The sequence below is a fragment of the Burkholderia sp. Bp9004 genome, assembly GCF_003858025.1.
Taxonomy (GTDB): Bacteria; Pseudomonadota; Gammaproteobacteria; order Burkholderiales; family Burkholderiaceae; genus Burkholderia; species Burkholderia diffusa.
This window is the reverse complement of record NZ_QTQD01000036.1, coordinates 42,055-64,880: the sequence shown is the minus strand read 5'-3', so window position 1 is coordinate 64,880 and position 22,826 is coordinate 42,055. Positions and strand designations below refer to the sequence as shown.

Sequence of the window (22,826 nt, the reverse complement as noted above, 5' to 3'; positions counted from 1 at the left end):
CGCCGATTGGCGGGTCCGTGAAGTGAGGTTGTCCGACGGTCTAGGCGAGCGTGTCGCACAAGAAACCGCCGTGCGGCAGCGGATTGTTCACGCCATACCGGCATTCACACCCGCTGATTTTCTGGCTGCACCGATCGAGCGCCGGATCGCTCACGGGTTTGTCGTTCTTGTCGAAAAACACCATCGCTGTATATCCGCATTCCGGCCCGCGATAGCGCCATTGGCACATGCCAACGATCTGTCGTGCGGGCACCTTTTGACCGCCAAAATCAAGCGGCGACGACAGCGTAAATTCGACCTGTACGCCTGGCTGCTCGTCGCTTTTCTGCTCGATCCTCCATTGCTCGACGGGCCACTGCTCATTCGGATCGGCCGTCGGGTTGTTCCCCGCCACACCAGTTCCCGACCACATCAGCACGGCCGCTTTCACCGGAGCAGCCGCCAACTGCACAATGCCGGATTCGTTGATCGTGTAATCCGTCATCGACGCGGGAGACGCGCCGGTCGGGATATACGTCCCCGTTTCTGCACCCTGCACCTGCATTGCACCCCATACGAGCACATCTGCACGCGCCGATCCCTTGTTCGCGCGCAGGTCGAGGCGAAAACCTCGCACGGTATCCATGGCCGGTGCCGCGTGCTCGAAGTACGTCCACGTCGGCGCGACGTTTGCGATGATCGGATAGGCGTTGTGAAAGCTCAGTTGCAGTTGATACGTGGAGACGTCATCGAACGATCGCAGCCACACTCCCTGCGCAAAGGTCTGCCCCGTGATCGTCGATTGTCCTTGCGACAGTTCGCTGCGATCGTTGTCGCTCATACCCGCCCCACGATCGAAAACGACCCGACACGCACGCCCCACACCATCCGGCGCCGGCCCAGCATTCGGCGTCACGACAGGAGCGGAGCCGGTTCCCGAACCCAGCTTCGACCATGCGGGTTGCGCGAAATCATCCGAGAAGCGAATGGTGTTCGTACGCGCCGTCGAGTACAGAAGCCTGTTCCCCTGCCAGTCGCTGCGCCGGATCGCCGTCACGTTCACGTCGCGAACGACAGACAGGCCGCCCGGACCGACGAGCTGAAACGCGCGCGTCGCACCGTCACCGATCCCGAACTGTTGGTTCACCGCTATCTGGTCGACCGGGAAGTTGATCGCGTCGAGGTACTTCGCAAGCGTTCGGCGCCGATAGACTCTCGCCCCGACCAGATCGCCCAGCGCGATGCACAGCGCCGTGATCGTGCCGTTGACATCGCCGACCGTCAGCGTCGGCGACGGTTGCCGCGCATCTGACGTGCGCGCGAACCCGCCCGTCTGAATCGGCCACGGTTTGTACTCCTTCCCTTGCCAGAAGATCGACGTCGACTGCAGGTGTCCGTGGAACCTCATCACGTCGCCACCGATCGCCGCACAGTCGACTTCGAATAACTCAATACGCCGGCCGGGCTCGAGACTCTGAATATCTGCCGTTATTGTCATGCTCGGCTCCGAAGCTCTGCGACGCTGGCTTCCACCTCAGCCATTCTCCTGAGCAAACTGCGCAGAACGGACGAATGGATGGGAATCACCTGGTCGTAGTTGAGTGAAAATCGAACGCCCTCAGGACTCGTCCACCCATCATCATCGACGGTCTCGTGAACACGCTGGTCGCTTGCCAAACGAAGTAGTTCGGGAAAGCCGGCCTTTCCCACCGCTTGCGCCAAAAAACCGAAGTTCTGCACTGCGTCCGGCCCACCTTCCTCGCCAACCCAACGGAAGGACACCGGGTCGACATTCCGCACGAAATCGATCGCACGATTGGGGTCGATCTCGGCGATGTCCGTCTTGAGGCGAGCATCCGACACCGCATCAAACTCGGCCGCCACGATTCGTCCATTAGGGCAGTGAAGCGCGACGCCGACGTTGCCGCCCGCGCCGGTACTCACTCCGGCCCCGCCTTGCGACAAGTAGCCATAATTCGGTAGGTACACTACCTTGGCGCCGTTGAGCTGGAGCCATCCACCCAGCGTGGCGCCATCGATACCCTCGTGAACAATACGATATGCGTTTGCCCCCATCGAGCGACCACCTACTTTCCAGTAGTTGTCGGTGTCCAAACCGAAGTACGCAGCGAAATTGCCCTCGCGATGAAACTGGACTACAGCGGACGCAGATGAATTTCTGTTGTTCGCTATCGTCAGGCATGCGTCTTGTCTAGCCGCATCGATGCCAGCAATGGTCGGCATAGTTCCACTCGCAAAGTAGGTGCCGGCAATATCATTGCTGGCTCTACGTGCGATGTAGTTCGACGGATCGAGATTTCCGCTATCCCACGGCACCTTGCCGGCAAACGTCGGTCTACCAGCCAAGGCCGGCGCCCCAGCCAAATATGCGAGAGTCGCCTCCTGCGAATACGCCGAGATCGACGTGCCGAGTTCGTATTTCAGATTGGCGTACGACGCCGCACCAACCGGCCCGGCTGGCGACGCAGTGACGCCGATGCGAAACCGCATCTTGACTGTTCCCGTCGGCGCAGTGCCGGTCGCCGTCCGAAATGTCGGTGCATTGCCGAAGGGCACAACAGCCGGGGAAATCACGCTCAACAGCACATTCGACGCATCGACAAACTCAACGCCGATCGCCGCGCCACCTGCCGTCATGCCGGCCGATCCTACGATCCCCTGAATCGCGACCTTGAGCCCGGGTGTAGCAGGAAGGTAATCGCTGTAGTTGTACAACGGCGAACCGTTGAGGACGACCGCGTTCCTGAAGAACGAACCGTTCCCGCCACTCGAATCCCGATCGGCCGTGAAGTTTCTGCCGTTCCAGCCGATATTCCCGAGCTCGCCAGAACCGTTCACGAGCAGATTGGCGCCGGCCATGCCGCCGACCTTCCCGGTCGCGGGCAAGTCGCCAGCAACACCGCCGCCGACGGATAGCGTTCCGCCGACGCTCAGAGCACCATTGATCGACTCATCGTCGCCACTCGCGCGGCCTCGCATGAGCACCCGCCACGTTTTCACGCCATCGGTATCAAACACCGCCGCCTCGCCGGGATTCAGCCCCGACAACCCAACCGTATCGCCGGATCCGTCGCCCGGCGCAAGAATCACACGCTTCGCGCCAATGTTGACCAGCCACACGACCGAGTCGGCCGCATACTGAGCTGCCCTTCCCAGCTTGACCGTGCCGCCTGCCGCAATGTTGATGCTCACCCGCTTGCCAATATGCGCATCGCCAAGGGCTTGATTTGACGTGATCGGCACGGCTGAGACAATTGCGGCCTGTGCATTCAGCACATCGACGTTCGCGTTGAACTTCGTGTTTGCAGCGCGCTGATCATCGCCACCGACACCAGCTGGGGGCGTGCCAAGGTTTGCTTTTTGAAGATTTGCCATGCCCATTCCTACGGTGCGAATGTCTGTTCAAACTGTGCGGTGATCGTGTACGACTTGCCGTCCTTTACCGGCTCCGAATACTTCTCGCACACGAACCGCCCCTGCTCGCGAAGTGGCGGCGCCCACAAAAACGAGATCGCGCCGGCATGTGCGTCGAGGAACGCCAATATCGCCGTGATCTTGGCCGCACTGCCGACGAACCGCAGGTTGTATGTCGACGACCGATTGTTGAGGCCGTCGGCCGCACGCTGCGTGTACCCATCGCCGAACTCGGCTTTTCGCACATGCAGCGTCGTGTCGCCGCCGAAACCTTGCACGGTCGGCGACCAATTAAATGTGTCGGTCATCACCCCATCCCGTTTTTCAGTTTCCAGAGCGCTCCACCTTGGCGGCTCTCAGTGGCGATGAGCCCCCGCACCATCTGTGTGAGTTTCTTCACGAACTCGGCGCTCGCCATCATCTGCGACGCGTCGCCGGTGCCACCCTCGATCGTCACCGGGATATTCAGCTCGACCCCTCCGCCCGGCGCGCTGAGCGCACCACTCCCAGCCGAGCCGCCGCCAACGAGCCCGCCGTTCGCAAATTTCGCGAAACCGAGATCCTGCCCGCTGTTGATCGCCTCGAGCAGACGAAGCACGCCCGGCTTACGCACCGCCGCGGCCCTCACCACGAATTCCTCGTTCGAAAGCCACGCGGGGATGCTGTCACTCGTCGACGTGCCGGGCCCGGTAACACGCCCGCCCGTGGCGAGGTGGAATCCGTAAGCATTCCCACCGCTACCCGCAATTGCATCCGTCAGGCCGCCACCGATACCGCCCAACAGCGACGACGAACTGAAGCCACCAGCCGCCGACGCGCCCAGCCCCAGGACAGAACCAAGGGCGCTAAACACCGGCGCCATCGCAGCCCGCGCAGCGAACCGCGCCAGATCTGCAATCATGCTGTCCACGAGCCCGCGGAAATCCAGCTTGCCGGTTGCCGCGAACGATGCGACCGCATCCTCGAGGTTGCGAAACGAACTGGTGAATGCTTCTTCCGCCCTGCCTGCGGCGTTCTCCGCGGACTCCTGATACAGCGCGACCGCGCGGCTCGCGCCGACGCGCCAATCACGCTGCATAGTGAGCCGCTGATCGAGATAACCGCGTTCGCGCTCGATCTGCTCGGCCTCGGCCCGGTTGATGCGCTCGATTTCGGCCAGATATTCCGGCGAGCCGAGCGTGCCGTCCTTGCGCGCGCCCTTCGTGAAATCGTCGCGTCGACGTCGAAACTCATCGCCCACGCGGCTCATCGCCTGATTCAGCTCGCGCGCGTTGTCGCCCATCGACATCGACGCGAGCTCGCGTTCGACCTCGCGCTGACGCTCCGACGCGTAGTCGGCCAGCTCGGCATCGATCTGCGCGCTCCGCTCCTTCAGCTTGTTGATCGCGTCGTGATACCGCACCTCCTTCTCAAGCTGCACGGCGCGGTCGTATGCCACACGAATCGACGCCTGATCGCGGATCAGGCTCTTGTCCCCGTCGGACAGCTTTGCGCGCTTGCCGGCTAGGTCGGTCAGTTTCTGGTCGAAGCCAATGCGATCCTTCTCGGACTGCGTGAGCTTGTCGGTCGCGACCGCCTCGACACGCAATTGCGCGATCCGCTGCGCGATGTTGTCGAGCAAACGCTGGCTTTCCGACTCGCCTCGAGCGCCACCCGAGCGCGCCTTGTGTCCCAACGCCGGCGCATTGACGGTGATGCGCGCGACCTGCGCGGCCGACTCCGAAACCGTATCGTCGAAAGCCTGCTTACCGCGCGCCGCAGCCGCCGCGCGCGCCGCATCAGCGTTGAACCCGAATTTCTCGAATTTCTTGCTAACGAGATCCGCCTGAAATTCAGCAAGCGCCGCCGCAACGACCATCTGCTGGTTCATCAGGGCGAGCTCGCGCGTCAGGTTGTCGATATTCCGACGTGCGCCCGCCTCGGCCTTGGCATCCTTGTCCTGAATCGCCTTTTCGAGCGACTTGTACGCGTCGGCCCGGCCCGCAATCAAGCCGGCCTGCCGTGCCTCCGCCGTGTTGGCGCCCTTCGACTTCGCCTCATACTCGGCGCGCTGCCGCGCAGTCATGCCGATCACGTCGGACGCTTCCTTCAGCTTCTCGACGTACTTGTTCCACGCCTCGGCCGCCATACCGCCGGCGAAGAAATTGTTTTCCTGCGTGAGCAACCGGATTCCGTCTGCGGCGCCGCGAGCCTCCGCGCCCATCGCCGAAAGAGCCTCGGAGTTTTTCCTTGAAGCACCCTCGGCAACGTCAATTGCTTCCGCCGCCGCGATCAAGGACTCTCGAAGTTCCGCCCCGCCACCCGTCGCCTTCGCAAACTCATCGATAAGCCCCAGCCGAGCTTTCGATTTCTCGACAACACTCTCCGCTGATGCCTCGACCGTGCGAAGAGACGCGTTGAGCTTGTCAACCGCCTCTTGAACTTCCGGAGACAGGAAAGCGATCCCGCCATCCATCGACGCCGGCATTACCGCCTGTGTTGCCTTGAAAGCAAGCGTCTGATACGCCGCCGCCACATCGGAATTCGCGCGCTGCCCCGCCTTTTCAACACGAAGCCGCTCCGCCTCCTGCATGAGCGGCGACAGCTGCCGATATTTCTCGATGATCTGGTCGAGCGGCGCCTGCATGTCGACCAGGCTCGACGTCGCGCTGCTCGCGTGATCGCGAAATATCAGCCAGTTCACTGCGGCGCCGAGCGCCACCGTGCCGACTGTCGCGATGATGCCCGGCAGACCGCCCATCACCGACAGCATTCCGGCCCCCATCGTGCGCATCAGCGAGCCCGCGCGCGCCGCAGCTGTTTGTGCCACCGCCGCGCGCTCGGTTGCCGCCGCCAGACCGGCCGTCGCTGCCGTCGCACCACGCTCGGCCCGCTCGCGGGCCAGCGTCGCAGCCGCCACCTCGCGCTCAGCGAGCGCGAGCCCCTTCTCGGTTTCGGCTAGCGCCGCCGCGTAACGTGTCTGATCGACGGTGCCCTTGGCCGCTGCAGCTTCCAGCGCCACGCGACGCTGCTGCGCCAGCGCGAGCGACGCCTCGGCGCGCTCGAGCTCACCCTGCGCCACTGCCGTCTCACGCGCGATCACAGCCGCATACGGGGTGCCAGCGATCCGTGTTCCGATCTCCTGACTGTTCACCAGATTCGACCGTGCGGTCGAGACCTGCGCGACCGCGCTCGCCTCAATCGCGCGCGCCTCGGCAAGCTTCGCCTGCGTGTACTGGATCGAGCCGGCCGTCAACGCCGACTGCATCGCGAGGCTTTCCCGCATCGCTCGCATACCGGCCAGTTCAGCCGCCGCAGCAACCTCGGCCGCCTGCGCGTTCTGCAACTTCGCCGCCGCCGCATCACGGTCGCTTTGCGCCTTCGTGATCGTCACGAGCGCAGCTGCGTTTTCGGCCTGCGTCTTCGCGAGCAACGCCTGCCGCTCGGCGTTCCACGCGATCGCCGACTTACCGACAGCCACAGCGGTCTGTGCGAAATAGACACCGAGCCGACCGGCAACGACCGATGCACTGATCTTTACGATCTGATCGAGGTGCTCGGCAACATAAACGATGCCTTCCGACAGCTTCGCACTCGCGCCAGTTGCATGGTCCGTTTCGCCGACGTACTTCAGCACCTCCGTCTGCAGGCGCGTCATCGCCTGCCCGACGGTCACCTGCATCTTAGAAAACAATGCGTCGGTGCTCGATGCAGCCTCTCGCAGCGCATCAATGAGGTTTTCGACCGTCAGCTTGCCAGCTTCTGCCAGCCCCTTGAGCTCCGACGAGCTCCGCCCCATGCCGCGTGCGATAGCATCCGCCACGCCCGGCAGTTCCTCGAGCACGCTATGCAAGTCCTGCCCGCGCAGCTGACCAGAAGCGAATGCCTGACCGAGCTGTACGATACCCATCCGAGCCGTGTCGGCCGAAACCCCAGAAAGCGCGACCGCCTTGCTGATCGTCTCCACCAGCGGGCCCACTTGCTTGATCGACAGGCCAAGGTGACCCGTATTGTTGGCGATCCGCTGATACAGTTCGGCCGTCGCATCTAGCGGCTGGCGCGTCGATCGAGCGATCTGAAGCACATCGTTCTGCGCAACGGCGAAATCAATCTGATCACGCGTGACGATCTTGAGCCGGTTGCTCAAGTTCATCCATTCGTCGGCGTACTCGATCAGTTGATGCACGCCGAACGCCGCGGCGGCAGCTTGCGCATATGCCGTGACTGAGCCGCGCGCGGCTTCGATGGCCCGAACCGTCACCTGCACGCTCGACGCGTTGGACGCAAACGCAGCATCGGCGGCCCGACCTCCATCCCGGACCGTATTGAAGTAGCCGCTGGCCGTCGAGCCAAGCTGCTGCATGCGTCGATCGTACTGGGTCGTATTTGCGGTAACGCTGACGATCAGCTCGCGCAGACTCGTTGCCATATTTATTTCTCGCCTACTTTGCCATGCTCAGGAGGCCCACGAAGAACGGATCGTCCTCAACCTCTTGCGCATCCTCTGAATCGCCCCCGCCCCAGTTCGGCAGCATGTCGGACACCTTCACCTTCGCGCCCTGGGCTTGGAACACTGCTGACGCAACCATCGCGGCATGCAGGTCGTAACGGTCATCGCTGATTGGCGATTCGGCATCCAGTGCCTGCCACAATGCGAACTCGGCCGACGACATCTGCGCACGCAGCTCGGCTAGCGTTCTCCCGAGCCGCAACGCCAGCGTCAGTTCGAGTCGGAGGTCGGGGTTTCGGCGGAGGGCTTTTTTCCGTCGTCTTCCGCATCGGCCTTCAGGTTGCCAAGTTCGATCGCCTTGTTGATGATGCGATCGTGCGGGGCACCGTATGCAGACGCGACCTCTTTGGCTTCGCCGTCCTCGAACTCGCGACGCCAGCCAGCCGACGTTTCGACATACAGCACGCGGACAAACAGGCGCGCGGATGCCAGCTTGTGTTCTTCCGCACTGACACGCGCATACTTCGCCCGGGCCGTCGCTTCGTCGTCGCCTGGCTCGACACCGGCAACGAGGCGCAGCGGCTCAAGCCAGAAGGCGCGATCTTCGAGAAGCGGCTCCCGCACCGCCACAGTTTGGCCGCACCATTCCGGCATCGAAATGAATTCATGCCGCCAGCCGGCCAGCGGGTTGAGAATTGCGGCGCGAATCGCACCGGCTTTTACCTTGTTCGTCATCATCTATTCCTTGATGGTTCGCGAGATCGATCAACCTGCCGGCGGAGCCATCGGCGGAACTTCCTTCGGCGAACCGCTGACGCGTACGCTGTAAGTCGACGTCACAATGCCGTCGACGCCTGCCGACCATGTGTACTGACGCACCATCCCGACGAACAGAAACTTGGAACCGTCGCGAAACGTCACACTGAAAACGCGCTTTTCACCCGTCCCACGCGCCGCACGGAGAATTTTTTGGCCTTCGTCGTCGGACGAATAGTTGCCGTCGACGGAGAATTCACCGGGGTCCGGCAGACCCAGTTCGTATTCCTTTTCCTCGCTCGCGAGGGTCGTTGCATCGATTTCCGACGACTGACCACCCTGCCATTGGATCGACTTCCCCGTCGTGTTGAGATCCACAAAGACGAGCGTCTTGTCGTCGAGGTTCGTCGACACGATCTTCGACACCTCCACCTTCGTTCCTTGCGCCTTGATGCGCTTGCTTTTCTCGGCCATAAGCCCCTCAAAATGAAAAAGGCCCGCACTCGGCGGGCCAAACAGAAATTGAATCGATCAGAACTGCACAGATATTTCGAGGCTCACCCTGAAATCCCCGGTATCGCTCGAAAAATCATCCGGCAATTCACTGACCCCGCCGACGGCAAATTTCCCGCTCGAGGAAGCGCGGTCGATGACCTGATCGGCAAGCGCGTCAGCCTCCGTGTAAGTGTTCGCGTACACGTCGATTTGAAACATCCCCGACTTTCCACCGGTCGCTCCACCGAGCGCGATGTCACGCTTGCCGCTCACGCGAGACACAACAAAGTACGGAGATTTCGCCTTCGAGCCTGCAACACCGACATAGCCCTTTGCAACTCCCACGACTCCGATCGCGTCGCGGATGACGAGTGCGCTCAAGTCCCACCTCCGATCACCGTATCGATTGCACGCGCGATTTCCGTTCGAATCGCGCCCTCGGCTTGAACGATCGTGGCGTCGAACGCCGGGCGCATGAACGGCTCGGCCTTCATGTTCTGCGTGCCAAGCTCGACGAATCGCCAGTAAAACGCATTGGTCGGCGAATCTTCCTTGCCCTTGGATCGAACACGAACGCCGGCAGTCGCCACACCTGGCGAGTCCTTCTGCCGCAGCGAAGCCGAAACGATGTTCCGCTTCAGCTTCCCCGTTTTCTTCGGTGCCCGCGCTCGGGCCTCATCACGAATGACCTTGGCACCGGCCAAAGTTGCGCGTCGGAGCGCCTTCGTCGACTGAGACTTCGCCAGCTTCGTGAAGTCGGCCTGCAGGTCAGCCAGTCCGAGAATCTGGACACTAGACATACTTCTCTCCCACTTTGACCGACAGGTCCAGATAACCACGAGTCCGAGCGGGCAGCACCGCCGTGATGTCGTACAGCCTGCCGTCGTAACGCACCCGCATCTGCTCGTCGATCCCTGCTCGATAGCGAATGCGCATGCTGGCGACGGTCGAGCCACGAATCGCGCCGGAGATGACGTGTTCCTTTCCGTTCACGAACAGCACGTCGGCCCACGGCTTCGAATGCACGACCCACGCGCCGGGCAACGGTTCGCCGTTTTCGTTTTCTTCCCCGCTCGGCCGCTCGATGACGACTCGCTCTTTCAGTTTTCCGGCTTTCATCAGAACCTCGGCGGAACGGTGATCGAATCGAGCAGGAGGTCCGCATAGCCGTCTGGCATTTGTGCGATTGCTTGTCCCTCTGAGAACAGCTCGCGGTGGTCGTAGGCCCATGCAGCCGCAAGCAGCATCCACGACCGCACCGACGGATGCTTTTCGATGTCGACACCAGCCTGATACGTGATCGTCACTGCCCGCGCGTTCGGCCAGTGAGTAGCACCAAGCAGCGCGCACAACGTTTCGCGCCCGAGCTGGACAAGCTCATACCCTTTCGGGTCGAGTGTCGACGCCGTGCCGGTGCCGTCGCGCATTTCGATGCTGTCGACGCGCAGCACTTGACCGACCGACAGCGGAAAGTCACCGACCGGGAAGCCCGCCAGCCGCTCGAAGTAGCGAGCTTTTCGAATTGAGGCCCCCGACTTCCGTTCGGCCGCCTGGCGCGCACCGGGAATCACCGTGCGCTCGATGAAATCCCGTTCTTCGTCGTCATCGATTCGACACTGAATCGCAACGTCCTCGAAGGTAAGCGGCTCCGTGTCGTCCAGGTATTCGACGAGAACAGCAGCCATCTGGGATTACCCCTTTGCCGCGGGCTTGCCCGTGTCGGCCTTCTGCGACGCTTTCGCCTCCTTCGATTCCGGCACGGATGCCTCCGCGATTTCCGCATCGACGAGCCGATCAGCGTGCGCGTCCTCGAAACCCGCGATATCGCCGGGCGTGTATTGCGCGTAATGCCGCTTGAACTTGACCACCTTCATGTTTTTCTCCGAACGGCGGCCCGATCACGACGGATCGAGCCGCACGGTTGCGACTACGCTTACGCGCCCCAGGTCACGCCGGACAGCACGGCGATCGACTCGACGTGACGCGGGCCGAAGTCGTTTTTCGCGATCACGCGGATCAGCGTCTGGTCGCGCTGGAACGCGCTGACCACTTCGCCGCCAGCGTCCTTGTAGGTCGCTTCCTTGCTGTAGTCGATCTCGAGCGTTTCCGCTTCGCCGATGAACACGTCACCGAAGTCGGTGAAGTAGATTTCCGACTCCTTGCCGGCGTCACCGAGATTGATGGGCACCTGTGTCGTCTTGCCGACCGGATAGCCCTTGAGCATGCCGTTGGCGAGCTCCGGATAGACCTTGTTGCCGTTCCCGTCGCGCATACCTTCGAGGAATCGGAACGTGCGGGGAGCCATGATCCAGCCGGGTTGCGTCAGATTCGCGTCGGCGTTTTCGAGCGCGAGAATGGCCTTGCCGAGATCTGTCTCGATCTTTTGCAGCGTCGAGCCGTCACTCGCGGTGATGACGTTGCTGGCGAGAGCCCAGAAGCGCAACCCTTTCGGAGTATTCGCCGTGCCATCGTCGCGGATGAACGCCTTGTCTTCGCGCGCTCCGATCGCGGCAGTGAGGTCGCCGACCACGATTTGATCGACATTCGGATTCACGCCCGCGTACTTGATCAGATCGTTCGCGATCGGCACCAACGCGGCCATCTTCTTAGCCGACAGCTTCAGGTCGTCGAACTTTTGCTCCGTCGCCGGCATGTCGCTATCGGCTCCGATGTAGCCGACGATTGCGCCGCCCCTCAGGCGCGGCATCGTGACATTGCCATTCTCGAACGGCAGCGAGCGAGCGCCGAGCCTGCGTACGACGGACTTCGGACGCAGCAGTTCGATCACTTCGCTCGACAGGTTTTCCGGCACGAGCACGCCGCCCGCGCTCGACGAGAGCGTATTGAGCGACATCGCGACCTCCTCGCCGAAACCACGCTCGATCGCCAGTTTCGAAGCGAGCTGCGCGTCGCCACGCGCCGCCGCGAGAGCGCGAACCATACGTGCCATCTTCGCGCCCTTCACTTCCGGGACCTTCGGCTGTGCAGGTACGGATGCCGCACCCGGTGCAGTGACTGCGGCCGGCGTCGGATCGACCGGCACCGCGGCGGCGGCGGCCATGCGCTCCGCGGCTTCCGCGCGCTCGATTTGTGCGGTCAACTCGTTGAATTTCGAGCTGAGCTGGTCGAATTCGGCCTGCTGTTCGACCGACAATGCGGTGCCGCCCAACTCGATCTGAGCCAGCGCTTGAACACGCTGGTTGATGGCAGCGCGTTCGCGGCGGAGTTCATTGATGTTCACTTACCCTTCTCCTAAAAAAAAAGCCACCCGAAGGTGGCCGTGTTCAACTGAGACGCGAACGCGCTCTGGTGTTGATCTGGAAAATTCGATTTCTCGCGAACGGTTACATCATCGCCCGCATATTCATCGCCGCCGCACGGGTCGACACACTACGTCGGGCGCTCCCGCTCTGACGCTCGACTCGCGATGCTCGCACTTCGGCGGCGATCCGGTTGATCGCTGCCTGAGGCGTCTCGATGCTGTCCGCCAGCCCGGCGTCGACGCCTTGCTGCCCGAAGAAGATGCCCGCCTGCGTGTCCTTCACCGCCTGAGTGCTCAAGCCACGGAAGTTCGCGATCGCATCGACAAACTGCTTGTAGCTGTTTTGCACCATGCTGGTAAGGAACGATAGCGACTGGTCGCTCAGCGGCTCATGTGGCGTCAGGTCGTTCTTGTGGTCACCGGCAAACACCGACGTCACCTTGATCCCCTGCTGCTCGTCACGCTGCGAAACGTCGAGATGGTTGGCGATCACGCCAATGGACCCGACGCCCGACGTGCGGCTGACGATCACCTTCGAAGCCGCGGCCGCGATGAGATAGCCGCCCGAGAAGGCCGAAAAGTTGACGATGGCCGTTATCGGCTTGATCAGCGAAGCGGCGCGGATGTCGTCAGCCAGTTCGAACGCACCGGTCGCGCTGCCGCCATTGCTGTCGATATCGAGCACGATGTGCTCGACAGCTGGATCAGCAACCGCTTGATTCACGGAGGAACGCAAGCCCTCGTAGCTGGTCATCGGCTCGCACGGATTCATGTGCGCCGAACGCGACACAAGGATCCCCGACACAGGAATGATGTCCATGCCGGTATCAGCAACCAACGCTCGCCGACGCTCGGATGCCGCCGCCATCTGCGCACCGCTGTCGTAATCGTCATCCTCCATGATTTTCGGCTGCGCGCCGTTCACGGTCAGGTTGACGATGTTGAGGTTGAGCGCCTGGTTCGCCCACTGAACCGCGAGAGACATCATCGGGTCCGTGACGAGCTGCGGTTGATTGAAAATCAGACTTGCAAGTCTGAGGTGCGGCTTCAAGATAGGATCCTCCCAATTTCGTCGATCTGCGCTTTCGTCGGCTCGGTCTTGCCAGCGGGGAATTGCTGCGGCTTTGACGCATCGACCATGTTCATCGGACTCAGGTAGATGTCGCCGCCGTTGACCGGCGGCATGTTCTCAAGCCGCCGAATGTCGTTGATCGACAGCCAGCCCCACTGGCGCCCGACCGCATATGCGGCGTACCGCGACGACTGATCGCCGCGCAGCAGCCCCGCGAGGTTGTATTCGATGAAATACTGCTTGCGCTCCGAAGGCAGCAAGAGGTCGCGCGTCTTCGCCTGCTCATGCCGCTTGACCCACGGCAACAGCGTGTAGATGACGAACTGGAGCGACTGATGCTCGATATTGCTGAATGTGGCCCCCTCGAGCTCGTTCACCATGTGAGCCGGGATCTTGTAGATCCGCGCGATGTCGAGCGCCGACAGGCGCAGTGCGTCGATCAGCGCTGCGTCAACGTTCGTCATCGACAACGGCTTGAAGGTCATGCCTTCTTGCAACAGAGCGACTTTCTTCGCGTTTCCGGACCCGCCAAATTTCGCGTTCCAGCCGTCCGTGATTCGGTCCACGCTGGCCTGATCCTTCAGCGCCGGACTTTCTTTCGGCCTCTCGATAACGCCCGATAGCGCGGTGCCATTCATGAACGACTTTCCAGCGTACTGTTGGATCGCTTGCGCATGCCCGATTGCGTTTGCATGCAGCAGAACCGGTGACAATCCGGTGTAACCGTTGATCGACATCCAGCGAACGTGATGTACCAACCGCTTCGGCATCGGTTCGGAACCGTAGACTTGATAAACGGGCATCAGGTCCGAGCCCTTCATGACCGTCACCGCCTCATTGTCGAGCGGATACAGCCCTTGGATAACTCCGTCCTGATCGCGATCAATGAAGCTGTAGCTATTGCCGCGCAAACCTGCCGCGACCTGCGATTGCTCTTGGTACTCAAACGGGGTCTGCCAGGGGTTCGGCTCATATTTCAGGATCGAATACAGCGGATGGTCGACTGCCGGCTTCCTGTCGTCGCCCGAACGTTTATACAGTTCGATCGGCAACTGCGCGATGCTCTCCGAAAGCAGCGTGACGCAGTTTTGCAGGACCGTCAGCGACAACGCGCTCGCCGGCGTAACCACCTGACCGGCATCCGACCGCGCGCTACCTAACAGTGCCGACAGCCATCCTCCTCCGCTCATCTGCGTCTGACTGCCATGGGACAGCAATTGCCTACTGAAGAACATCGGGCTACTCCTTCGGTTGCCCGACTCGCTGTACACGAGCCGCCGCCATATCCGCCAAGAGCGCCCACAACAGAAGCAGGACACCCGCGACAATCAGCCCGATCGGCAGACTGATCAGCGCCACGCCCGTCACCAGCAGCGCGAACCCGAGCAGGCCGGCCACCCAGGCCGCAATACCAATTGAATTCAAACGCCTACTCCTTGATCGTAGATCGACTCAGAATTGACTCGATCGGCCAGCATGGCCCGACCTATCGCCATGATCAGCGCAACCGCGCCGTCGATTTTGTTGTCGTTGCCCTGCTTGATTGGGCGCACGACGTCGTCATTTCCCGGCAGGTTCTTGCCGATAACGTTGCTGACGCACCAGGTCATGATCGGGTTGCCGTCGTGATGGAACCGGCCGGACGTAATCGCCGCCTCCAGCTCCTTCATCGGGTCCGACATGTTCGTGTAGTTCTGCACGATCGTGACGGGCGTCAGCCCTTCGTCCTCGAGCTGATGAGATAGGTTCGTTGCGCCATGCGGGTCGAGCGGCGTGCATTGCACCGGGCACACCCGACTCGCGTCCTTCGCTTCTTCCAGAATGTCGCGATAGTCGATCTCCGCGCCATCCGTTTCGAGCAGAAAGCCTTGATTGACCCACGCTTGATACCGCTCTGCCATACGACGGTTTTCGGTGTTTCGCATGGTGTCCTCGGGCACCCAGAATCGCGGCGCCACGCAAAAGTAGTGCCGCCGCCCGTCGATATCGCGCCAGAGAAGGCGAGCCATGCTGTTCAAGTCAAGCTTGCGCGCCATGTCGAGCGCAAGCACGCAATCTTGCCCCTCGAACTGTTCAAGGGTCAGCGTGCGGTCTTCGCAGGCTTTCCAGTCTTCGAGGTTGAAATAGCCCGTCTTCGCCGACGTCCAGACGTTCAGATGCTTCGTCTTGAACGTGTTTGTGAAACGCGCCGACTTGATCGCGCGCTGCTGCTGGCTCTCCAGATACTCCTGGTAGACAGAAACTCCGATATTCGGATTGGCCTTTGCCAGCACTCGCGGATCGGTCCAATCGTCCCCTTCGTCAATCGTCCAGATCCACCCGAAAAGCTCGTCGTCGGGAACCGTCCCTTCGAGCATTTCGATCACCTGTCGGCGCTTGTCGTAGCACGGGCCTTCGATATTCGCGCCCGACGTCGTGATGATGAACATTAGCGGCTGCCTGCGCGCGCCCATACCCGTGATCATCGTCTCGTACTGAGCATTCGTATCGTGCTCGTGATACTCATCTTCGATCGCGCACGATGGCGAGGCGCCATCGCCCGGATTGCCGATGATCGGCTCAAAACGACTACCGTCCTCGGGGCGGTTTAGTGCCTGCGCATTGACCTCGATGCCAAGGTGTTCGACGAGCATCGGCGACCGCTTAACCATAAGACGTGCGGGACGGAAAACTTCCCAAGCTTGCCGCTCGGTCGTCGCGCCACAGTACACCTCAGCACCGAATTCATCGTCGGCAGTAAACATGGCGATCCCGACGCCAGCAGCAATCACGCTGTTGTGCGTCAGAACCATCCCCCGGCCGGCCAGATACACGCCCGCCTCGACTTGAATGCAATTTACGACTCGATCACCGACCGGCGTCGCCGAAACGACCGTGCGAGACGCGCTACGCCGCTTCTTGCCATGCGGCGCAAGCTGGCGAGATCGTTTTCGCTCGAGATGCGCGACGCTAAGCCCATCGGGGGGCCAGAATTGAATCTCGTAGTTCGCGCCGCAATCCTTGCCATTCAAGCTCGCGCGATCCATCCGCATCGACGGCTTCATCCCAAGCGAGCGAAGCAACTCCATGACGTTGTCCGCCAGGCGCGCGGAAATCGTGCCGAACACCACCTGCCCTTGTACCGATACATACCCGTCAGTATCGATTAACCCTCGCAGCAACTCGAGCCGCTGGTCAAAGGATGCGCGGAGATACTGAGCCGGGATATGCTTGCGATTGGGCCAAAGCAACCCCAGTTGGCGCAGACGCGCTGCGACGCATTTGTTTCGAGCCTTTTGCGAGCGGTCACCGTCGCTTAACCGATACAGCTTCGTTTCATTGCGATAGCGCCCCACCTCAATACACGGCACACCAGAACGACGTATTTCCTCCGGGATTCCTGGATCCGCTGAAGTGATGGTCGCAGATCTCGAATGCCCATCTCCCAGCCACGCGCCGAGCACATACGGCGGCACCGGCAGTTTCGCTTCTGCCAGTTGAAGAGCACCTGCGAGCGCAATCCGATGCACGAAGTCACCGCGCGCGCCTCCACGAAGTGTTTCAGCAATCTCGCGCGTCTCCACCGTCGGAAGCGGCGCGCGGCTGCCTTTCGGGCGCTTCGTGTACCAGGTTCGCTGTGTTACCCACTCGTGCCGCTCATGAGCAACTATAGTCTCGCCATCTGACAGTCGGAGCTCCATGCAGGGGCCTGCGTAGTGCTCCGTGACAGCAAGCACTCGCTGGGGAGACCCGTCCGCAGCAAACACAATGTCACCTGCGCGCAGATCACCGTGCCTCTTCCAACCGTTCGGAGTAGCTACCGGAGTGTCAATAGCCAGCGCCTTCCCATTCTTTCGCGGCACCTCCCAATACGACTCCCGGAAGCGTCGAAACCCCGTCTTCTTCTTGACCCAACCAAACGTGCACGCCAGTCCGAAGAGTTGCCACGGCTCCAGCGTGACGAGCTGGCGCTTGTACGCCCATTCACCTTTCGTATGCGGCAAAAGCTCAATCAGCCGCAGCTTCTTTTCAGCTTTTGCGGGGTCGAACTTGTACTTGAACGAAGCTGACCTGCTCGCAACAACGTCGTCTAGATGGCGCTGGCACGCCAGCTTCACCCACCGACATGCCAGAACCTTCCCGCGCACAACGTCGCGCGCGAACTGGTTCGCTCGCGCGACCAGCGGAAAAGACTCTCGTGCCATCTTTCAACCCAGCAAATCGGCAAATGGATTGCCGGCGTTCTTCTTTTTCGGACCAATTAGCCGCTGACGGCTCGACGGATCGAGCCCGAGCATGGCTCCGAACGTTGCCATTTGACCGGCGGCCTCCTTCACGACGGTAGCGGCCGGGTTTTTCACCGGACCACCCTGCGCCCCCATTACCACCGGGCCTTCGCGCGCAAGCTGCTCTTGCGCACGCCGCCAGTTGCCATATGCAGCGCAGAAGATCTCGACGTTATGCAGATCCGTGAACTGAAGGATTTTCTGCTTGCACAGCAGGGGCGCTACGCGCTCCCACATTTCCACCGCCTGAGGATCCAGCCATTCCGGCGGTTCGATATTCGTGACCAAACCGAAATCGGGTTCCTGGGTATTCAACTGCCGCTTACCCGGATTCCCGGCGGCCTCCTTTCTTGCGACGGGCTTCGGTCGACGTCCGGAGCGGCCCGCGACTCCGGGCATATTTCGCTCAACCTTTAAATTTCATTTTTCGCGGGTGTGAAAATTTGACGAGGCGGGCGGTCCCGGAGGCGACGCCTCTCAGACTTTTTACCCCCCCTCCCCACCTGCCCCGCCCGCCGAGCGGTCGACGACAGGGCTCGACCGCGCCCGCGTCACTGCAGCCGCTCGCGCGCCGTCTTCGTCGCATGACAGTCGCGACAGATTGCTTGCAGGTTCTCGTCGCGGTCAGTTCCGCCTCGCGCTTTCGAAACTACGTGGTCAACCGCAGTCGCCGTCGTCACTCGCCCAACTTGCAAGCACGGCTGACAAAGACCGCAGTCGCGACGCATGATGCGCAATCTGATCTTTTCCCACGCACTTCCGTATCCCCGCGCATGGCGATTGCCACGAACGGTATCTGGCTTCCACTTGACGGCCTCGTGCGCGTGCTGATCGCAGTGCGACTTGCCATCCGCAACAAGCGCACCGCATCCCCGGTGCTTGCAAGGCTTCATCGGTCGGGCGGGCATAGACGCACCTCATGCGGATTGGACGCGTAAACGAAAAAGCCCGCGAGGCTTTCACCTTGCGGGCTTCAACAAATGGTCGGGTGATGAGATTCGAACTACCAACTCCAGCCGACAAGGTCAGGCGGGCGGTCCAACCCGGGTCAATGCCCAGGCAACCAGGCAAGCCTCTCGAGTCGTCTTCGGTCTTCGGCCTTCAACTTACACCCCGCCTCAAATGCCACTCGATCACGTGATGGCACAAAGCAAAAAGCCCGCTTGCTGTCGCAGAGCGGGCTTCGCTGTTGGTTGCGGGGATAGGATTTGAACCTATGACCTTCGGGTTATGAGCCCGACGAGCTGCCAGACTGCTCCACCCCGCGGCCGCGATTGTAGGCGAACTGGCGCATCACTGCAATCAAAAAAGCCCGCTTGCTTTCGCTTGCGGGCTTCGCTTTGGCGCACCTCGCGCCCGACGTCGTCAATATAACGAAACGCGAGCGAGTTTACAACCCCCAAGTTAATTTACTCTTGGATCAGGAATCGATTCCGATTCTTGGCATCCTTGATCCAGGCCGGCGCGCGGCCACGGCCCGACCAGGTCGCGCCGGTCTTCGGATCGCGGTACTTCGCCTCCGTTGGCGCCTTCGTTTGCGTTCCTGACTTGCCACGACGCGCACCGAAAATGTCTTTCTCGGTAATGCCGTACTCCGCGACCTTGGCACGGATCTCTTCGACAACGGCCCGAAACTCAGCTAGGCGAGCAGCTTCTGCTTTCTCAGCCAATGCCTCCGCTTGGGCTTTCAGTTCCTTGTAAGTTGCCATGCATTCCTCCAATTGTTGTGTTGTACATATGATAGACGTTTTGACCTACGCGAAGGAGCACATCGATATCCCACAAGTGTGGATCCCAACGGGAACATCGGCTCACATCGACTGACTCAGTTCGACCAGAAGGTGACACTTATTCGGTCGGCCAGTTGGGTGTGCGGGCGGCTGGTTAGCATCAAAAACCGGCGCGTCACGATCCACCCTAAATTGACGCGAGGCGACCATAGCCGTTGGCGACGTCTGCCAAAATAGTGCGGGACGATCCGAGACCTACGTCAGGCCGGACGTTTGCAAAACTTTGATTAGGCGTCGGAATTCGTCGACGTCACCGTCGCTCTTCCATCGATTGATGAAACGACAAACCAGTTGCAGATTGCCGCGCTCGTAATGGCCACTGCTGTCGATGCGATCAAGCGAGCACAGCATTTCCGGGTCTGTCTCCACACCCATGAACTGAAGCGGAAGAGAGGTGATCGCGCACAGGTTTTGCTGTTGCTTAGCGAGATCCTTGATGTACTCCTCAAGTTCGGGCTGCGAGGAGAACATCATGTCCTTGTTTTTCAAGGTACGTGTGACGTCCTGACCGTTCGCGTAGGCCGTCGTCTGCATGGCTGTGTACGCCATTTGCCATGCGGACTTCGCGATCGGATCGTAGTTGGTCACTTGGCCTTTGCCGGACTTCTGACGAGCGGCCTCCCAAAGCGGCTGCGAATGCCACTGAGCAAGACTGTCGCCGTTGATCAGTGCGAGTGCATAGTCGGGATGGGTCGCCACAGACTGAACTGTAGCCTCCGTCGTGAGGAACCAGCGAGCGGTTGGATGAATTTCTTTCCAGAGGAGACGGTTGCCTTTCCTGTCGCGGTTCAACCACGGCTCCACCGGCTTATGCGTTATGTAGATCTCGCTCGTCTTACCGCTCGGATCGTTCCATGGTTCGAGCGTGGTAGTAGCCGGCTCTGCCTTCGACACTGTCCACCACAGGTAGTCGCGATCGCGATGGATCCAGATGTCACCTGCTGTGCCAAGAATGATCTCTGGCAGATTGAACCAGCGTCCTGCCGTCTGCGCTGCCGTGCCAAGCGTCTTAGCAACGGCAATATAGCCCTCACGATCACGGCGTTCCCAGAACGGACGCAGTCTTACATCTTCGAACAGGGCGATCGTGGATCGCTCAAGACACGTTGGCCAGAGATGGTTCTGGATGCCGAGATTTGCAATGTATATCTTCATGCAGCAAGTCTCCGTCGTTTAATCGAGGAGTATAAAGTAGTCAGCAAAAAGGACGGGCCCCAACGGTCCTTCTATGCTCGATTGCCCAACTGAATTACTGTACAAGCTTTCGTGCTATGTCGGTGTTCGCCATCGGGATGGTGTTTGTCATGTCAACCGTCGGCTCGTTAAGCACATCTGCAATCGTAATCGGTTGGTTTTTGTATGACGGCGATGAACGGCGAGCCAACAACTCTCGCCGTATTTTCTCGAACTCTTAACCAGATAAATTTGAGGCGATGAAGATGCGACGCATGGCGGCGGTCCTTGGGGGATTCTAGCGACAGAACTCGCTCGGGAAGCGGACGTTCACCCGTCGTTCGGCGCTAAGGCGGCTTCGGGTCGATCTGCGCCGGTCGCGCGTCACAGAGCCGCGGCCGGCCGCGTTCGGCCATCAAGAGACGTTCGTTTTCGACTAGCAAGGACGCATGAGCGACGCTTCCGCCTGCGACAGCGGTCATTCGCATCAAGCGGATGACCGCTTGCACATACCTCGGCGCAAGCAGCGCGCGAGTCTCGCGGATTAGTTCCACTTCTTTCAGAAGCAGCGCGCAGATCACAATGCGCGGGGATGAGGAGGTCGAAAGGAGACTCTGATCAAGATGGCCTAGATTCATCGTCCCAGCTTTTTGACCACAAAGCTCGCAAAGCTAAATCGATCTCAGCCATATTCTCGCCTGACCGCAGTTCACACTAGACGCTACGCAACTATAGGCCGAGCCTCCATGGCGAAAGCACCCCGTGAGTGATGCATCTTTAAAAGGGAAATTCCTTTACTCGTGCAAATATCGGTGAGCCTCGCCTGATCGTCAGGCGAAATATGTGATCCGAGATATACTGCTTTGGGCAATGGCATTTTCCAAGACTGCGCCTTGTCGAGTACGCCATTTGTAAAAATCAGGCGCCACTCTTTCTCGTATCTCCAATCTACCGATTTAATAAGTCCAGCAAGATTCAAATATAAATTATTAAATCCAGCCTTCCCAACTTGCAATATATTTTGCGTTGCATCGAACGGATGCTCACTATAAATTACCGGATACATGAATCTGGAAACATAATCATCGGGGCGCACTGATTTTATGTCATACTCAATGCAAAACCCCTTGTGATAATTCGCATAGTGCGCCCACATCAATGTCGAGTCGACACGCTCCGAAAACGAGCAGACTTTGAATCCGTCTTTCATTCGATTGGCGCCATCCGTGCCCATTTTCTCAAACATGGCCGATGTTGCTCCAAGTAGAGCCGTTTTCATTGCGGCGGCTTTTCCCGGGGCTTCGTCGCGCAAAAGAATGTCGATCATTGCAGAATTTGGGTCTTCTGCAAGCGAGATGGAATTTTCGATCTCTTCGAGTTTGTCCTGTGGAAGGCGATCACGCAATTCCTGCGGCATCAGTTTCAAAAAATTATTTGATAACTTGTCGTAGTCGATGAAATGGTGACAATCATACGGATCGTTGAATGTCGCGGGGTCTGCAAGCCAAACAGTGTCGTCGAGAAGATTTTTTATCGAATACTCATTCGCCTCGCGATATTTGAATAATCTATTTGGAATGTTTTGATATTTAAGCAAAAAAGCGGCTTCCAGTTTCCGCGAAGATGTATCCAGCGGGAAGAGTTTGGCAACAAAGTCATCAATCCAATTCATACAGGCAGCCCCGACCGATAAATAATTAGTAATTTCGATGCGAATATCTTTGAATCATGATTGGGCGCGTTTCAGCTGCGCCACTTCTATCTACCCAATTGCCCTAGACCTCACGGCAGGCGTGCTGAAAATGTTACCACGCTCTTGCGTAGCCCCGAAGCCTTAAGCCGCAGACCGACATTAATGCGCGGACGACCGTTGTACCTTGGAAGCCGCCGCTCTAGGTATGTTGAATCGACGGTCCATTGTGGGTCGATCACTGCCCTTGGTGAGCGGGCATCGACAAAAGAGCTCAAGTCTAGCCCCTTTGTGCCGGTTGCAGCTCCTTCAACAGACCGCGCGCCCTCACGTGCGGATACAGCGCTACCTTCGCCGCCTGATAGCTCGCATGTGCGTCCGACAGGTCGGGTCGGCGCGGATTGCTCTAGACTTTTCCGCGACATACCTCGTTATATCGCGCCGATCCGCTTCGCGTTCATGTTTCTAAAAGCAGCGCCG

General features: G+C 60.0%; 21 protein-coding genes, 1 tRNA gene and 2 pseudogenes. All 24 read right to left on the bottom strand.

The window, feature by feature from the left end; all coding sequences use genetic code 11:
- Positions 1–40: 40 nt before the first annotated feature.
- Positions 41–382, bottom strand: a pseudogene (locus tag DIE08_RS29955) (phage minor tail protein L); the annotation flags it as partial.
- 759 nt (positions 383–1,141) lie between these two features.
- Positions 1,142–1,477: pseudogene (locus DIE08_RS29950) on the bottom strand (phage minor tail protein L); the annotation flags it as partial.
- Positions 1,474–3,375: a tail fiber domain-containing protein gene (locus DIE08_RS29945; protein WP_185715916.1), complete on the bottom strand. Its 1,902-nt coding sequence runs from the start codon at positions 3,373–3,375 to the stop codon at positions 1,474–1,476. The gene DIE08_RS29945 and the pseudogene DIE08_RS29950, both read right to left, overlap by 4 nt.
- 8 nt (positions 3,376–3,383) lie before the next feature.
- On the bottom strand, positions 3,384–3,722 hold the full coding sequence (locus DIE08_RS29940) for a phage tail protein (protein WP_124626037.1): 339 nt from the start codon (positions 3,720–3,722) through the stop codon (positions 3,384–3,386).
- A complete protein-coding gene (locus DIE08_RS29935) occupies positions 3,722–7,822 on the bottom strand; it encodes a phage tail tape measure protein (protein WP_124905187.1) in 4,101 nt (1,366 codons plus the stop codon). Before DIE08_RS29935 ends, DIE08_RS29940 begins: the two co-directional genes overlap by 1 nt.
- 13 nt (positions 7,823–7,835) lie before the next feature.
- Positions 7,836–8,117, bottom strand: coding sequence for a DUF4035 domain-containing protein (locus DIE08_RS29930; RefSeq protein ID WP_124905185.1), 282 nt, complete (start codon positions 8,115–8,117; stop codon positions 7,836–7,838).
- On the bottom strand, positions 8,114–8,578 hold the full coding sequence (locus DIE08_RS29925) for a phage tail assembly chaperone (RefSeq protein WP_124905183.1): 465 nt from the start codon (positions 8,576–8,578) through the stop codon (positions 8,114–8,116). Before DIE08_RS29925 ends, DIE08_RS29930 begins: the two co-directional genes overlap by 4 nt.
- Before the next feature lie 30 nt (positions 8,579–8,608).
- Positions 8,609–9,073: a phage tail tube protein gene (locus DIE08_RS29920; RefSeq protein ID WP_124905181.1), complete on the bottom strand. Its 465-nt coding sequence runs from the start codon at positions 9,071–9,073 to the stop codon at positions 8,609–8,611.
- Between the two features lie 57 nt (positions 9,074–9,130).
- Entirely contained in the window at positions 9,131–9,475 is a 345-nt protein-coding gene (locus DIE08_RS29915; RefSeq protein WP_124905179.1) for a DUF3168 domain-containing protein, read from the bottom strand.
- A complete protein-coding gene (locus DIE08_RS29910) occupies positions 9,472–9,894 on the bottom strand; it encodes an HK97-gp10 family putative phage morphogenesis protein (RefSeq protein WP_124905177.1) in 423 nt (140 codons plus the stop codon). Before DIE08_RS29910 ends, DIE08_RS29915 begins: the two co-directional genes overlap by 4 nt.
- Entirely contained in the window at positions 9,887–10,213 is a 327-nt protein-coding gene (locus tag DIE08_RS29905; protein ID WP_124626026.1) for a phage head closure protein, read from the bottom strand. Before DIE08_RS29905 ends, DIE08_RS29910 begins: the two co-directional genes overlap by 8 nt.
- Positions 10,213–10,779 carry a hypothetical protein gene (locus tag DIE08_RS29900; RefSeq protein ID WP_124905175.1) on the bottom strand — a complete coding sequence of 189 codons (567 nt, stop codon included), beginning with the start codon at positions 10,777–10,779 and terminating at the stop codon, positions 10,213–10,215. Before DIE08_RS29900 ends, DIE08_RS29905 begins: the two co-directional genes overlap by 1 nt.
- 6 nt (positions 10,780–10,785) lie before the next feature.
- Positions 10,786–10,968, bottom strand: coding sequence for a hypothetical protein (locus DIE08_RS29895; RefSeq protein WP_124905173.1), 183 nt, complete (start codon positions 10,966–10,968; stop codon positions 10,786–10,788).
- Between the two features lie 59 nt (positions 10,969–11,027).
- Complete coding sequence (locus tag DIE08_RS29890; protein ID WP_124905171.1) at positions 11,028–12,335, bottom strand: phage major capsid protein; 1,308 nt, start codon at positions 12,333–12,335, stop codon at positions 11,028–11,030.
- Between the two features lie 103 nt (positions 12,336–12,438).
- Positions 12,439–13,407: a S49 family peptidase gene (locus DIE08_RS29885; RefSeq protein ID WP_124905169.1), complete on the bottom strand. Its 969-nt coding sequence runs from the start codon at positions 13,405–13,407 to the stop codon at positions 12,439–12,441.
- Positions 13,404–14,663, bottom strand: a complete 1,260-nt coding sequence (locus DIE08_RS29880; RefSeq protein WP_124905167.1) for a phage portal protein — start codon at positions 14,661–14,663, stop codon at positions 13,404–13,406. Before DIE08_RS29880 ends, DIE08_RS29885 begins: the two co-directional genes overlap by 4 nt.
- Positions 14,664–14,667: 4 nt before the next feature.
- Entirely contained in the window at positions 14,668–14,853 is a 186-nt protein-coding gene (locus DIE08_RS29875; RefSeq protein WP_124626014.1) for a hypothetical protein, read from the bottom strand.
- Positions 14,850–17,612 carry a terminase TerL endonuclease subunit gene (locus DIE08_RS36395; RefSeq protein WP_260436588.1) on the bottom strand — a complete coding sequence of 921 codons (2,763 nt, stop codon included), beginning with the start codon at positions 17,610–17,612 and terminating at the stop codon, positions 14,850–14,852. The genes DIE08_RS29875 and DIE08_RS36395 overlap by 4 nt, the downstream gene beginning before the upstream one ends.
- Positions 17,613–17,615: 3 nt before the next feature.
- Positions 17,616–18,092 (bottom strand): phage terminase small subunit P27 family, encoded by a 477-nt coding sequence (locus DIE08_RS29855; RefSeq protein ID WP_124626012.1) that lies wholly within the window; start codon positions 18,090–18,092, stop codon positions 17,616–17,618.
- A 152-nt stretch (positions 18,093–18,244) separates the two neighbouring features.
- A complete protein-coding gene (locus DIE08_RS36590) occupies positions 18,245–18,601 on the bottom strand; it encodes an HNH endonuclease (RefSeq protein ID WP_124905165.1) in 357 nt (118 codons plus the stop codon).
- 282 nt (positions 18,602–18,883) lie between these two features.
- Positions 18,884–18,960, bottom strand: a tRNA-Met gene (locus tag DIE08_RS29845).
- A 142-nt stretch (positions 18,961–19,102) separates the two neighbouring features.
- Positions 19,103–19,402 carry an H-NS family nucleoid-associated regulatory protein gene (locus DIE08_RS29840; RefSeq protein WP_059684580.1) on the bottom strand — a complete coding sequence of 100 codons (300 nt, stop codon included), beginning with the start codon at positions 19,400–19,402 and terminating at the stop codon, positions 19,103–19,105.
- A gap of 276 nt (positions 19,403–19,678) precedes the next feature.
- On the bottom strand, positions 19,679–20,638 hold the full coding sequence (locus DIE08_RS29835) for a hypothetical protein (protein WP_124905163.1): 960 nt from the start codon (positions 20,636–20,638) through the stop codon (positions 19,679–19,681).
- A 739-nt stretch (positions 20,639–21,377) separates the two neighbouring features.
- The gene (locus tag DIE08_RS29830; protein ID WP_124905161.1) at positions 21,378–22,328 is read right to left on the bottom strand and encodes a DUF2971 domain-containing protein; all 951 of its coding nucleotides are present in this window, start codon (positions 22,326–22,328) and stop codon (positions 21,378–21,380) included.
- Between the last annotated feature and the right edge of the window lie 498 nt (positions 22,329–22,826).